Genomic DNA, 14611 nt, shown 5'->3' on the forward strand with positions numbered 1-14611 from the left:
AGGGGTTGACTTGTGGATTATGTCCCATTAAATTGGGGGACAGAGGGAGAGTTTTTTTTGCGAAAGTTTGTATCCATCATCTTTCTTTTGGTCTGCACCCAAATCTTTCCTCTAGACTTTCCCAACTTTTCCTTAGGGGAAGAGAATGCCAAGGAAGAATTCAAACGGGGATTGACCTATAAAAACCAAAGGGAGTATTCTGCCGCAAAAGAACGTTTCCAAAAGGCAGTGAACCTAAAAAAAGATTTCCATTTGGCGAGGTTGGAACTTGCCAACAACTACTATCTATTAGGTGAATGGGAAGAAGCATTGGATGAATTAGAAATCCTTTCCACCAAAGCCAAAAATGATTTACTCATCACTTCTAAAATTGAAAGCCTTCGCCTAGCAATCGCAGGTGGAGTTACGGAAAAAGAAAAAATTTATTTTAAAACCATTGAAGGGGATTCTATTCGTGGGTACCGGTTTCGTAATCCCGTTGATATCACATTTGATGAAGATGGAAATTTTTACGTAGCTGGGTTTGATACATCGAATGTAATCAAATTCAATGCAGCAGGAAACCCAATTGCAAACTGGCGCGGTGGAATCACAAGAAAACTAGACCGTCCCGTTTCTTTGGTTTACCATAACCAAAAGATTTACATCGCAGACTTTTCTCGTGATGAAGTTTTGGTATTTGATCTATCTGGTAGTTTTTTATTTTCGATTGGAGGGCCTGGCAAAGGACAAGGCCAATTCCGTGGGCCCTCTTCCATTTGTTTTGATAAAATGGGGAATCTATATGTTGCCGATTCCGGGAATGGACGGATCCAGAAATTCAACACAAAACAACAGTTTGTTTTAGAAATCACTGGTTTGGGTAATTCCAAACTAATCAATCCTTCCGGAATTACCATTGAAGACCAAAAAATCTATGTTGTGGATAAAGATAAATTACAAGTGATTGTATTTGATGGAGATGGAAATACCTTAGATACAATCACCAAACCGGAGTGGAAAAAACCGCGAAATATTAGAATTTTAGACAATCAAATTTTTTTGACAGATGAACTAACTGGCATCTGGACATACTCCTTAACCAATGGTGAATGGAACCAATTGCCAAAATTTCGAGACAAAAAAGGAGTGTACCGTGTTTTGTTTCGACCATTTGCAACCAATATGGACACAACAGGCAGTTTGTATTTTGTAGATTTTGGAAAACACCGCATTGATATTTTTTCTCAAAAGAATAACCTACTTTCCAACCTTGACTTAAAAATTGAATCCATTGATACGTCTGATTTTCCCAATATTCACATCTACACTAGGGTCAAAAATAGAGCCGGAAAAGAAATAGTAGGAATTGATCGATTAAGTTTTCGCATATTCGAAAACGATAATATGACCCCACTTTTTTCGTTAGCTAACAAAAACAAAATCAATGACAAATTACAAATTGCGATGGTTTACGAAAATAGTGAATCCCTAAAAAAAGGAAAGTTGAATTTAGAAGATGGATTGTTTCCTTTATTTCGCTCACTTCACGAAACTGATAAAGTAAGTTTATACCGCGCAGGAAAAGACAGCCAACTCATTCTTCCAGAAACAGTTTCCTTACGTGATGTATTGGCGAAAATTCGAGATAGCAAACCAGAAGATAAATTTAATTTCGGAAAAGCAAGCATCGCAGCGATTAAAAAATTATCAATGGAAACTGGTCCAAAGATCCTGGTTTATTTAGTATCAAAAGAAGCAAAAGAGGATGGTTTTTTGCAATACCAAAAATCAAGAATTGTTTCTTATGCGAAGGCCCATTCTGTCCCGATTTACGTATTAACAACGAACCCAAACCCCAGTTTAGAAGAATCCTGGAGCGACCTCACTGGTCCGACAAACGGAAAGTACATCCTCTTAGATGGTGAAGGAGAAGAAAGAGAACTGTACAAAGAATTTAAATCACAACTTGATTATCGTTATATCCTATCTTATAAAACTGATACCAATCCAGAACTCATCAATCGTTACATAAAAATAGGAATTGGTGTGGACCACAGAGGTGTAAAAGGAAGAGATGAAGGAGGTTATTTTGTACCAGAACCTCGTTAAACGAAAAAAAGCTTATGTATCACTTTTCATTCTCTTTATCAGCACAAATCTCCTTTTAGGTGAATCGTCTGCTTTAGAAGACATTGCGGAAGGGAAAAATTACCAATTAGGAAACCAATGCACAAAGGCAATTTCATACTACCAATCGGCCTTACAAAAAAATAAAAATTCAATAGAAGCCAAACTTGGAATTGCGGACTGTAGTTTCAAATTAGGATCTTATCAAGAGAGTAAAAAATTCTATTTGGATATTTTACAAAGGGATTCGAAATACATTCCGGCTGTAACAGGATTATCGGAAATTTATTTATTGGATGAAGACTATAAATCCATTTCAGAATTAATCCAACCTCTACTTACCGAATACCCCAACCATACTGGCCTGAGGATTGCCGAAGCAAAATCCCTAGTCAAACAAGGAAAACTAGATTCCGCATTATACAAAATCAAAAGTTTATCAAATAAATTAGAGGAACCATCTGATTTATTATGGATGTTAGGTGAAATTTACTTCAGCAAAAAACAATATGAAAACGCCTTAGTTGCTATCGATGCTTACACGAAAAAAGAGCCAAATGATCCAGAAGGGTTTGCCTACAAAGCCAAAATTTTATTATACGAACATTATTTTCAGCCAAATTTATTACTCTCTGCCTTACCTCAGGTGAAGGAATCGATAGAAAATTCTTTAAATTTGGATCACAAAAATGAGAATGCTAGGTTTTATTTGGTTTATCACGATTTGATTTTAGGAAATGCCAACCAGGACAAAGAATTCAAAAAAAAGGCATTCAAAACAATTTATGAACTGGCTCGGGAATTTCCCGAGAACCAACTTTACCATAGTTTGGAAGCAAATCTTGCCTGGGAACTAGGAGAACCAAAATTTGCCTCGTTCCACTACAGAAGAGCCTTAACTTTAAATGATTTGGATGAAGTCCTTCGTTATGAGGCAGAAGAGTATGCAATCGAATATGAAAAAGAAGAATCCAAATTAAGAAGAGAATTGGGTGATTACAGAAGGGATCGATTTTACTCCGAAAAACACTCCTTATACCACAAAAGTAGTTTGTTCCATCTATTCCGGGCTAGAGATCTGAGTGCCCAAACACCTGTAATTAGAAAGGAATTGTTGGAATTTTATAATTTGTCTGGTGATGCTGTTAGGTATACAAATTTGTTATTACGCCTTCGAGAAGAGGATCCGAATTCGTTTAAACTCCAAAATAAACTAGAATTTGTCTTAAAAAATTTAAAGGAGTCCATCGAATTCAAGGAAGGATACATTCAAATTGATCCAAATTCAGTTTTGGATTCACCAATTCGTTATAGTCCAGAAGTTTTTGTATTCGATTTAGAATCCATTTCTCCTTTTCCTGACCACTTACAAGCAGGAAGGCTTTTTGCGGATGGATTACGTTACCAATTAAAAAATATGTTATCTGTTAGAGTAATCGAAGGATCAGAATTCAAACAAATTCGTAATCTTTTAAAAGAATCAAGTTTCCATCCATTTTCCCAAACCATTCCATTTTCAATTGATAACCTCCACCACTTAGATTCAAAACGAAAAAATGCAACTAAGGTTCGTTATGTAGTTCATGGTAAGTACCAAATCCAAAATGGTGACATCAAATTTGATATCTCGGTATATGATAGAAACCAATTGAAAGACATTGCCAATTGGAAAACCAACCAAAGGGGTAGAGACAGTTTACCAACGATTTTACATCGAATCAGTGAGAGAATCAAACAACTGTTACCTGTTGAAGGGAAAATCCTTAAAGTCAAAAAAGATGAAGTGATTGTTTCCATAGGTAAGGACGATGGTTTAAAAAATAACTCCACAATCTCTTTTGAAAGACAAGGGAAAGTTTTATTTGATGGAGAAATCCTCATCCTTGGAAAATCAATTGCAAGTGTGAAACCCAAAATGAGGGGTTGGGAGAAAGAACTCGCTACTGGTGATTCTGTGGTTTTGAAAAAGGACTAAGGTAAAAAGAGGAAAGGTAGTCGAGGAGTGCTTCCGAAATCCTCAATTCTTTTTCAGAATCCAAATCAGTGATTTCCAACTGGCAAATATTGCCATTTAGAAAAACGGATTCTACTGATTCTTCCTGGAAACATTTGGACAATTCGGATTGAAGATTCCCATAGTCTTTCGGTTCCAAGTAAACTGAATCATTCGAGAAATCATAATTGGATACTATTTTATGGATGTTTTTTTTGGGAGTTGGGTGCCATTCGATATCAACATTGGGATAAAAATAGAATTTTCCTTCTTGGAATTTGAATTCACCTTTGCCTAACTGTGTTTCTATTTCCTTTGTTTCATAACGAACCAAACCATTGTCCAGAGGAGTTTTATCTTGGAATCCAACTAATACTTCTCCCCTACCACTTACATTTCGTTTGATTGTGGCAAACAAAACTTGTTCTTTTCCTCGTTTGTTTGATTCATGCGCAATTTGTTTGATGGTATCCAAATTGAGTTTAGAAGTTTCTGTGTTTTTTTTTCTAAAAAACCAAGTCATTGGATCAAAATTCTCCTTCTAATGGATATGAACACTTTCATTTTCCGATCCCAGTTCCCCATTCCAAAGGAAAAATTGTTCCAATTCCACGAAGAGCCAATCGGATTTACGACTTTGATGCAAGCAAACCCTGGGATAAAAATCATTCAAAAACCTAATTCCATACAGGTTGGTGAAGTCGCCATTTTAAAAGTGCCATTGATTCCCTTTGTTTACACAACATGGATCGCAAAACATACAATATATGAAAAAAATCAAATTTTCCAAGACAACCAAGAAAAGGGTCCATTCCGAATGTTTTTACACTCACATCGTTTTTTAGATGTAAAAGGAAACCCGAACGAATCCATCCTCTCAGATGAAGTGCAAATCTCCTTTTTTTTATGGCCCCTATCAAAATTTTTTATTTTTCCAATTTTATATTACCTGTTTAGAAAAAGGCACCAATTGACAGCAAAGCACTTTCAAACAAAATACCGATTAATTTTTTGTGGGTATTCTTGATCCATAATCAATGAGTTGCCTGTTGTATTCTTTTTCCATAAGTGGTGATGAAATTAAAAAGTCTGCACTGGAACGATTGCAAGCCATAGGAATATTATACAATACGGCGATTCTAAGTAGTGCTTTCACATCTGGATCATGAGGTTGCGCAGAAAGTGGATCCCAAAAAAATACCATAAAGTCAATGGAGTCTTCTACAATTTTAGCTCCAATTTGTTGGTCTCCGCCAAGTGGACCCGAAATGAAGCGAAATACTGGCAGGCCAATTTGTTCGTGAATGAGTTTACCGGTTGTCCCTGTGGCAGACAGATGGTGTTTGATTAAGGTTCCCTTATTGTATTTCACCCAATCCAAAAGATCCTCTTTTCTGTTATCATGAGCAATGAGAACAATCTTTTTTGTGGTTTCCATTTTTCTTTGTATTAGTACCATAAATTGATAGTTCTTGCCAATATCCAGGATTCAAGGAAAGTTTCCCTGAAATGGTAATGCAAAACCGATTTTTTTGGATCTTCCTGGTTTTCCTGTCTCTACCCAGTTTATTTGCCAAGGATGCCAATCCAAATGGAGATTCACGTGTTGAATCCATTTTACCAACGAAACCAGAATCAGGTTCGCCTTGGGGAGAAAATGCACTGAATGTGGAAACCATACCTGTTCTCGATTTAGTTGATGAAAAAAATTCCCAAAAACGATGGAGCGATGCCAGTAAAGAATATTCGTTTGCCATTGATGGCTTTGAATCTGGAAAAAAGAATCTCGAAAAACGGCGTGAGGATTTTAAAAAAGAAGTATTTTACGAAGACCGTTATGAATGGCAGAAAGTAGCTAGAAGAGAAAACAAAGAAAAAGAATTCCAAAAACAATTATATGATCTAAGGTCACAAACAACTTTACGTTTGGTGAAGGCAATGAACCTACTCGATAAAATCGAAAACCCAAAGGTAAAAGAAAGCCCTTCCTATATCGATCTTAAGTCGGGGATTTATCGAGAATACATCAAACACCAAGAGTCATTCAAAAACTACCTGCAGGTAATTGATTTCACCATTCGTTACATTGACATTTCGACAAAAAATGAAATGGAAGCAGAGCCTCATAGGCTACTTGCGCTTTCCTATGAGAAAATGGAACAAAATGCACTTCGATCGAAAAACCAAGAACTCTATTATGAGTTTAAAGAGTTAAAGAAAAAACATTTATTACGGTTTGCCGAACTCCATTATGGTCGCGAATCAAAGGAGTTTGCAACCATCGAAGAAAAAGTGGGAAAAGACTTTTAAAGTCTACATCATTCCTAATTTCTTTTTTAAAGCACGATTTTCTTCGACAAGTTCCTTAATTTCCTGTTCTGTGTATTCGAACAAACGATCTTGGGCCCGTAAAATTTTGTCTAAATTCATTTCTTCGATCCGGGAATAGTTGAGCACTTGTTCAGTTGCCTTTTGTAATTCCAAAGCTTGTTTTAGTTCTTTTTCCCGCAACTCATCCAATTGTTGGCTCGCTTTCACCCGCTCATGTAACTCAATCAGTTCTTGGTTTTTCATATCATTCACTTTTTCAAGTGCATGATTGATTCCCGCTTGGGAACGTTTGACAAGTTCTTCGTATTGGAGGATGGAACGAAGGGCTTCGTTTTCTTTTTTTGATTCTTCGTATTCTTGGTGGGCCAAAGAGAACACACCTTCAAAGAATCCAACATTTTCCAAACAGGAGTTGCCGATATCAAGTGCCGCTGCTTTGTAAGACTCAGATTGGATGGTTCGATCCAAAATCATCCTTAGTTCTCTTACATGCAATGGGTTTTCTAAAACTAAATACTTTGGTTGTGATTGCACCATCTCTTGGATTTGGGCCTCTCCATCTTCAGAGGAAACTAGTACCAATGATACAAAGGGACTGGCTTCAAAGATTGTTTTGACCTTGGGTTGGATTTCCTTCCATTCAGCAAAGGTCACTTGGATGAATGCAATATGAATATCGTTTGGAGTGATTGAAATTTGATCCAGTTCTTTTAAACCAATTTGGTTCACTTGGATTTTGATTTTTGAATGTTTCCAAAGCTCCACCGGAAACGGACGGCCTTGGGAAAGATTCCAAATGTATGAAGTTTTCAAACCCGATCTCCTAAACTACAACTAGTCTCTATGGAACCGTAGATAGTGGAATTTTCTAGCAAATTTTGTCTTATTTTTTCTTTGGAATTCGATTTTTTAACGATTCCCAAAGGATTTCGATTCGGTCTCTTGTACGGAAGTAAAAACCCAATTTATTTCGAATGGAGTCGGGTAATTTGGCATCTGTACGGGAAATCATGATGTAGATAGAAAGTGTGGCAATGACAATATTGGCAGACCATGGCCCTACCCAATCCGGAACGTTTTCCTTATAGGAAATCCCCGACCCAAATATAAAAAATGTATAATAGATGAGCAAAAAAACAACAGCTAACGTGAAACTCATTCCCTTTCCCGATCGTTTCACAACAAGACCCAATGGGAATGATAAAAAGAAAAAAATCTGACAGGAAAGTGGTGTGGCAAATCGTTTGTGGATTTCCACATTAAAACCAGTGAGTGTTTTTTTGGATTCGTTTAATAGTTCTGAAAGTTGAGAATATAGCGTGAATTTTTGTGTGACGTCTTCTTGGTTTCCAGAGCTTGCACCCATGATGATCTCATACTTAAATTGTTCCACCATTTGTTTTAAGCCACCCACACCTTTGATGGAAAGCCCATACTCTTTTAAAATTTCTAATCCAGGGATTTTTTCCAAACCATCTGATTCGATTGCATTACGAATTTCGATTAACATAGGTAAGGAGAAAGTATCAGGTTTTACATTGATACTCATGGTTTTGGTATCTTTTTTGGCTGGTGTGTTATAGTCCATCTCACCATTCATAAAATTGGTGATTCCAATGGCATTGGTTTCAGGGTCCCATTCGATCACATAACCTTTCTTTAACCGGACTGATTTTTCAAATTCCCCTGAACTATTCTTCTTTTCGACAAGTAAACCTTCTTTGGCATTGATGATTTGTAACATCTTTGACCCACCCATTGGGACAGCTAAATTGTTTACCATGATGAAGTCAGTTCCGGCAGCTGAAATAGCCCATTCGCGGATTTGCACATTACTTAAGTTTCCATCTTCATCCACTCCGCCAGAATACATGGTTCGACCTTTTTCCGAAAAGAAATCCTGGGTTTTGTCTCCCGAAAATTGTCCTGGTTGGATGGCAAGCAATGGATTATAGGTTGCAATCCAGTTATCAAAATCCTTCATCTTACGGGTGTTTTCTGGTCCCAGGTAAAAATTAAGATAACCAACAAGTAAGGTCATCACAAAACCAAATAATAAAAAATTACTATAAATATAGGGAAAGGAAACACCCGAAGCACGCATGGCGGTTATTTCAGAATCTCCAGACAACCTTCCTGCCGCCATAATCCCTGACATAAGGCAGGCCATAGGAATGGTCATGGGTAAAGTATTTCCAAATACATATCCCATATAATCTAATAACCGGAAAAAATCGACTCCCTTACCCACAAAGAGGCCAATCATTTTTTGTATGGCGACCGCCATATAAATCATTGTAAAAAAGGAAAGAGCAACTAAAAAGGGACTTAAAATTTCTTTTAAGATATAAATTCTTAAAATAGAAGGTTTGAATCGTTTCCATTTTCCCAAACGATCCGTCTCCACCATAAAGCCTGGAGGCAAATCATCTTTGGAAAAAACACGAACGGTTCTTAAATCAACCTGTTTACTCACACAAGTTTTCCCTTTAAGGTTGCACTGGTAGCTTGTTCAATTGTTACATTCACAGTTTTTCCGATCCAATCGGATAAGTCTGAGGAATGGCCTTCAGGGATTGGAAAAACAACCATACGCCCGCAATGCGATCTACCACATAACTCTTGTTTTGATTTTTTCGAAGTATTTTCGATTAAAATTGAAAAAGTTTTTCCAATTTTCGAAATATTTTTTTCTAATGAAATTTTGGTTTGTAACTCAACAAGTTCTATCAATCGTTTACTTTTTGTTTCTTCCGGTACATCATCAATAAATTTTCGTTTTGCAATTGTACCTTCACGTTCAGAATATTTGAACATATAAGACATATCAAACTTCACTTTGTTCACAACTTCTAACGTTTCCTGAAACTCTTCTTCTGTTTCCCCAGGGAAACCCACAATGATATCAGATGTGATTCCAATATCTGGTATCACAGACTGAATCCTTGCTACTAGTTCCAAATATTCTTCCTTTGTGTAACTTCGTTTCATATCACGGAGTACCTTAGAGCTACCAGCTTGTAAAGGCATGTGGATTTGTGATGAAAAACGTTCTTCTTTTGCCATGAGTGAAATTAGATGGTCAGGAAAGTCTTTTGGATGAGGGCTTGTGAATCTTACTCGTTCTATCGTTGTTTCTTTTAAAATGGATTCAACAAGAGCACAGAAATCATAACGTTCAAAGGAATAACTGTTTACATTCTGTCCGAGCAGTGTGACTTGTTTCACACCCATCGATTCCAATTCTTTGATCTCTCGGATGATCGATTCTGGTTCACGGCTCCTTTCACGCCCTCTGGTGTAAGGTACTACACAGAAGGTACAAAAATTATTGCAACCACGCATGATTGTGACAAAGGCTTGGATGCCATTCACTACTTTTGGTTCCAATTCATCATAGGTTTCGGTTCTGGAAAGTCTAGTGAGTTGGACATCCCTTTCCCCGGCGCGGATATTTTGAATGAGTTCAGGAAGGGTTCTGTAATTGTCTGGCCCAACGATGAGATCCAGAGGTAATTCTTGGTTGAAAAGGTCCTCTCCTAAATTCTGTGCCATACACCCAAGCACTCCAATCACAAGATTGGGGTTTTTCTTTTTTAAGTAACCGAGGGATTGTAATCTGCCATAGATTTTCGCATGGGCATTTTCGCGAACAGCGCAGGTATTGAGAAAGATGATATCACTGTCTTCCACCGAATTTGTGGTTTCGTAATGTTCCTTTCGGAACAATTCTTTAACGATGCCAGAATCGTATTCATTCATTTGGCAGCCATAGGTCTCCACATAAACCTTTCCCAATTGGATGGAAGGGGGTGTTTCCTGGCTTTCTGTGACGGTTGGGTTCATATTGGTATCATTTCCCAGTAAAATTCCTTGTAAAGCAAAGAAGAAACGAAACTAAAGGGTATATGGCCTGGACAAAACGGGAAACCTACTATGAAATTTTGGGCATCCCTAGGCATGCCACACGCGAAATGATTGAGGAAGTCTATACCTCAGAAATTGCCTTTTGGAAACTACTCACAACAAGTGGTAGCATCGAAGCAAAAGAAAAAATCTTAGAACTAACAAAAGCCTACCTGACCCTTTCCGACCCAGATGGACGAAAGCGATACGACAAAGAACTAGACTTTACATTTGTCCTTCTGGATGGAAAAGCCAAAGACCCGGAAATCGAAGAAGCCTACGATGTATACCGCCTTGCTCATAAAAAATCCTACCACGAGATCCTAAATGAATTCAGCAAATTCCGAGAAGAAATGGGGGAAACACTTTGGATTTTGAAAAAAACAACCATTTACTTGGTGGGCAATCTTTTGTTGTACGCAGGGATTGTTTTGTATCGCTCTTTTTTCATCCAACCCAGTCAGACGACAGCACCGAATGAACAAAATCCTTTTGATACTGTTTCCCTATTCTTTTTATGTTTTAGTTTTTTAGGTTATTTATGTTTCCGTTTTCTGTATTTACCAAAGCAACTGGAAAAAAGACGCCTTCAAAAACCAGGTTGAACCGACTTTGGAAATAGAATGGGTAATAAATTGGGAAAACATGCCCCACTCAAATGGAGGGAATCCACAAAATCCTTACACTTCCAATTGGAATCCAAACTAGGGTCCACAACCGTAAACTTTGAATTAGGAGTTTTGGAAACCAATCCCACTTCCTTTCTTATTTCTGAATTGAATTTATCCAGTAAACCATCCAAAGCCATTCGTTTCCTTAATGGTTCCGAAACAACAGGAAAATAAACGATCACTGGGATTCCAGTCCCTTGTAACTTCTGTAACATTCGTTTAAAAAAATAAATTTGTGTCGGAGATAAACTTTGGCCTTTTAAATATTGATTGTACATAGCCTCTGCATCTCTTTCTAAAAACACATCCATGTTGGCAAATTTGATTTCATTTGGAAGGGCTCCAAACTTCACACGGTTCACCAATTTAATTTTGTCAATGTATCCTCGTTTGTGTTCTTTTCCAGTAATCCCTGCTGTCATACCAGGAAAAAAACCAATTTCAATTTCTTTGTTATTTGCTTTGATTGCAGTGGGATCGAGTGGATACTTGTAGAGAGCAAATAATTTTTTAAGAAAATAAACTTCCGCTTCATCAACAGAAAATCCTTTTGCATTGGTTTGCCAAGGGTCCTTCGCTCTGGATCGAAAAAAATCAATGTTTTCAAGGACGTAACCTAAATCATAAGAACCATTGAGAGAATAATCAATGGAGGCACGCGAAAATAAAAGTGGGTCCACTTCGATGAGCACATACCGAAGCTTTAATTTTGTTTCTAAAACACGTTCCAACCAATAGGCTTGGAAACTAGGAGGACCAAAAGGAGCAGCATAATTAAACGAATTTGTGTTTGGAAAATATGTTTCCAACATTTCTGAATCAAATTCACCAGAACGGGAGCTACCAAGGATCAATCCAATTTGTTTGTTTGGATTTTTTTCTGCTTCCTCCAGCATAACCTCAAACAAATCTTCTTTTAATTCATAAAACTTCCGTTCGATTTTTTTCCAACTGTACGTATTCTCTACGACCACTGGTAAAAAAAATAATTTATCAATACAAAAAAGTAAAAATGCTAAAACCAAAGGATATAAAACAACAGGAAAAGATTTTTTCATATTAGAATTGGAAGTAAATAAACTCCGTTCCTCCTGGTGCTAAATAACCGAGTAAAATTGTGATGACGATCGAAAAGAGAAGTAAAAACGTAAAACTCTTTGTCGTTGACCAATTTTCTCTAGGGAAACTTGGTTTTGTTTGTAGATAATTCAATAAAAAAGTTAACAATAAGGAATATCCGATTTTTTCCATTTGGTTAATCCTTTCACCACTTGCATTGGTAAATGTACGTGTGTACATAGAAACCGCATTATGGACGCTAGGTGCACTGAAGAAAGGAACAGACAAAACAAAAAATGAAAAAGTATAAAGAAATCCAGCGAACTTTTTCCATGGTTTTGGTTGGCCCTCTTTTGATTTGAAAAATAAAAGATCTATTTTCCTTTCAAAACTCAACATAAATCCATGTAAAAAACCCCAAATCATAAAGGTAAAATTTGCACCGTGCCAGAATCCTGCCAATGTGAAAGTAAGCATTAAATTGAAATACCCTCGGTATTCAGAAACTCGCGAACCACCTAATGGAAAATAAATGTAGTCTTTGATCCAGGTTGCAAGAGTCATATGCCAACGAGTCCACAATTCCCTTACTGATGTGGCAAGGTAGGGTGCATGAAAGTTTTCAGGTAAATTGATGCCCAATAATTTGCCTAAACCACGAGCAAGATCGGTATACCCACTAAAATCACAAAAGATACGCGCCATATAACCTAACATCGCTGCCAAATTGGAAACACCATCATAGGCATCAGGATTTATGAAAATAGGATCAATTACGGAAGAAAGATTATCCGCAATCACAACCTTTTTGAATAAACCTAAAAAAACTAAATAATATCCTTCAAACAACTGTTCCTTTTTGGCATTCCAAACTTCAAGTTGGTAAAAGAATTCTCCGTGTCGGACAATGGGACCTGCAACAAGTTGGGGAAAAAAGAAAATGAAAAGGCTATATTGCAATAGATTTGGATTTTCATTTGCATTACCCCGTTTTACATCTATCGTATATGCAACCATTTGGAATGTATAAAAACTGATTGCGAGAGGCAAAGTGATGGAATCAAAACCAAACTGTGATTGGAAAAAAGTTTGTACGGCTCCTTCCGAAAAAAAGGCACTCCCTGTGATCTCAAATAAAATCGACCAAAGAAAGTAAAAGTACTTAAATAGGAAAAGATTTCCAAAATTGATGAATAACGAAACTGGATACCATACACTCGTTTTGTCCTTCAATATCTTTTTGTTCATCCAGTGGTTTAGGCAAACTAAAGACAAAAAATGAAATGCAAACGGAATCGACCAAGCTGCATAAAATACAAATGACGCGAGGAATAAAAATACCAAGCGGTATTGGCCTCGGACCATCCAATGGATCCCATACACGACCAAAAAGAACAAGAGGAAACTAAGCGATGTAAATTTCATTCTAAGATTTCACCAATATTTTTCTTTATATTTCTCCATCAACCTGAATCACAAGCCCTTTTAAGTATTCACCCTCTGGGTGGAAAATGGAATACCCGTGGTCCGGACTTTGGGTTAAGTGGTGCAAAACTCGAACTTTTTTTCTCGCATCCTTTGCCGCACCGAACACAATTTTTTTGAATAAATCGCCAGAAATATGTTGGGAACATGAAAAGGTAAACACGAGGCCACCCTCTTTTACCTTTGAAATTGCTTTCATATTGATTTCCTTATACCCCCTACTAGCCTGCATTACTGTGGAAACATTTTTTGTAAAAGCGGGAGGGTCCAAAACGATTAGGTCATAAAAGCCTGTTTCCATGTTTTTTAGATAATCAAATGAATCCATAACCAATGATTTGTGTTTACCGGTTTCAATTTCTTTGGTTAGGCCATTTAACATTAAATTTTTTTCACAAAGGTCCAAAGCTTGTTTTGATATATCCAAACTGTGTACTAATTTTGCCCCATTTAACAAAGCATAAATGGAAAATGCCCCTGTATAAGCAAAGGTATTCAAAACTGTTTTGTTTTTGGCATAATAACCAAGTAAGAGGCGATTGTCCCTTTGGTCTAAAAAAAATCCAGTTTTTTGGCCAAATGGTAAGTCCGCTAGGAAATGGATTCCATGTTCAAGGAATTTGGTTTCCGTAAGAGTTCCTTTCAGAAGAGAAAAACTTTCGCCTTTTGGGTCTTCCTTTTTATCCCGTTTTTCGATAATGGTTTCAAAACCCATACCATCGAGGAATTGCACTAAATCCTTTCGTAATCGGATGGCTCCAGGAGTTTTTAATTGTAGAACGGCTGTTTTGTCATAGACATCCACAACAAGGCCAGGCACTCCATCCCCTTCTGAATGAAACAATCGAAATCCATTTGTCTCTTTCGGCAAACAACTTTGTTTCAAATGCAAAATGGCTTTCCATTTTTCAAACCAGTAATCCTTGTTTTTTCCATCTTCTGTTTTGCGAAAGGAAAACAAACGGATCCGAATTTGGCTCCCAGGATCAAAAAAACCCCAGGCCAAAGAAGAACCATCATGTGCTTGTACTTCGACAATATCCCCCGCACTTGTTCC

Annotated in this window: 13 protein-coding genes; 5 read left to right on the top strand and 8 right to left on the bottom strand. The window is 37.1% G+C overall.

Annotated elements, in window-relative coordinates; all coding sequences use genetic code 11:
* Window positions 1-12 precede the first annotated feature (12 nt).
* Both EHQ62_RS15335 and EHQ62_RS15340 read left to right on the top strand, forming a co-directional pair.
* The gene (locus EHQ62_RS15335) at window positions 13-2091 is read left to right on the top strand and encodes a 6-bladed beta-propeller (protein ID WP_244241805.1); all 2079 of its coding nucleotides are present in this window, start codon (window positions 13-15) and stop codon (window positions 2089-2091) included.
* A complete protein-coding gene (locus EHQ62_RS15340; RefSeq protein WP_135644457.1) occupies window positions 2072-4084 on the top strand; it encodes a tetratricopeptide repeat protein in 2013 nt (670 codons plus the stop codon). The genes EHQ62_RS15335 and EHQ62_RS15340 overlap by 20 nt, the downstream gene beginning before the upstream one ends.
* On the opposite strand, the gene EHQ62_RS15345 is transcribed toward EHQ62_RS15340, so the two are convergent.
* Window positions 4050-4625, bottom strand: a complete 576-nt coding sequence (locus EHQ62_RS15345; RefSeq protein ID WP_135644459.1) for a hypothetical protein — start codon at window positions 4623-4625, stop codon at window positions 4050-4052. The two genes, EHQ62_RS15340 and EHQ62_RS15345, sit on opposite strands and share 35 nt — an antisense overlap.
* Before the next feature lie 27 nt (window positions 4626-4652).
* Here EHQ62_RS15345 and EHQ62_RS15350 point away from each other — a divergent pair, with 27 nt between their 5' ends.
* The gene (locus EHQ62_RS15350; RefSeq protein ID WP_135644461.1) at window positions 4653-5129 is read left to right on the top strand and encodes an SRPBCC family protein; all 477 of its coding nucleotides are present in this window, start codon (window positions 4653-4655) and stop codon (window positions 5127-5129) included.
* Here EHQ62_RS15350 and EHQ62_RS15355 read toward each other — a convergent pair.
* Entirely contained in the window at window positions 5106-5540 is a 435-nt protein-coding gene (locus EHQ62_RS15355; RefSeq protein ID WP_135644463.1) for a methylglyoxal synthase, read from the bottom strand. The genes EHQ62_RS15350 and EHQ62_RS15355 overlap by 24 nt on opposite strands.
* A gap of 71 nt (window positions 5541-5611) precedes the next feature.
* Here EHQ62_RS15355 and EHQ62_RS15360 point away from each other — a divergent pair, with 71 nt between their 5' ends.
* A complete protein-coding gene (locus EHQ62_RS15360; RefSeq protein WP_135644465.1) occupies window positions 5612-6412 on the top strand; it encodes an FcpA-related putative periplasmic flagellar protein in 801 nt (266 codons plus the stop codon).
* A gap of 3 nt (window positions 6413-6415) precedes the next feature.
* On the opposite strand, the gene EHQ62_RS15365 is transcribed toward EHQ62_RS15360, so the two are convergent.
* The 3 genes from EHQ62_RS15365 to miaB all read right to left on the bottom strand — a co-directional run bounded on the left by EHQ62_RS15365 (window position 6416) and on the right by miaB (window position 10279).
* Window positions 6416-7246, bottom strand: a complete 831-nt coding sequence (locus EHQ62_RS15365; RefSeq protein ID WP_135644467.1) for a hypothetical protein — start codon at window positions 7244-7246, stop codon at window positions 6416-6418.
* Window positions 7247-7316: 70 nt separating this feature from the next.
* Entirely contained in the window at window positions 7317-8909 is a 1593-nt protein-coding gene (locus tag EHQ62_RS15370) for an LptF/LptG family permease (RefSeq protein ID WP_135644469.1), read from the bottom strand.
* On the bottom strand, window positions 8906-10279 hold the full coding sequence (gene miaB, locus EHQ62_RS15375; RefSeq protein WP_135644470.1) for a tRNA (N6-isopentenyl adenosine(37)-C2)-methylthiotransferase MiaB: 1374 nt from the start codon (window positions 10277-10279) through the stop codon (window positions 8906-8908). The genes EHQ62_RS15370 and miaB overlap by 4 nt, the downstream gene beginning before the upstream one ends.
* Window positions 10280-10341: 62 nt before the next feature.
* Here miaB and EHQ62_RS15380 point away from each other — a divergent pair, with 62 nt between their 5' ends.
* Window positions 10342-10944, top strand: coding sequence for a J domain-containing protein (locus EHQ62_RS15380; RefSeq protein ID WP_135644472.1), 603 nt, complete (start codon window positions 10342-10344; stop codon window positions 10942-10944).
* Here the strand turns inward: EHQ62_RS15380 and EHQ62_RS15385 are convergent.
* The 3 genes from EHQ62_RS15385 to EHQ62_RS15395 form a co-directional block, all read right to left on the bottom strand.
* Window positions 10929-12068 carry a DUF1574 domain-containing protein gene (locus tag EHQ62_RS15385; RefSeq protein ID WP_135644474.1) on the bottom strand — a complete coding sequence of 380 codons (1140 nt, stop codon included), beginning with the start codon at window positions 12066-12068 and terminating at the stop codon, window positions 10929-10931. The two genes, EHQ62_RS15380 and EHQ62_RS15385, sit on opposite strands and share 16 nt — an antisense overlap.
* A 1-nt stretch (window position 12069) precedes the next feature.
* Window positions 12070-13494: an MBOAT family O-acyltransferase gene (locus EHQ62_RS15390; RefSeq protein ID WP_135644476.1), complete on the bottom strand. Its 1425-nt coding sequence runs from the start codon at window positions 13492-13494 to the stop codon at window positions 12070-12072.
* Between the two features lie 25 nt (window positions 13495-13519).
* On the bottom strand, window positions 13520-14611 hold a 1092-nt coding region (locus EHQ62_RS15395), incomplete at its 5' end, for a class I SAM-dependent rRNA methyltransferase (RefSeq protein WP_135644478.1).

This window comes from Leptospira jelokensis (genome assembly GCF_004769635.1).
In the GTDB taxonomy this organism is placed as follows: Bacteria; Spirochaetota; Leptospiria; order Leptospirales; family Leptospiraceae; genus Leptospira_A; species Leptospira_A jelokensis.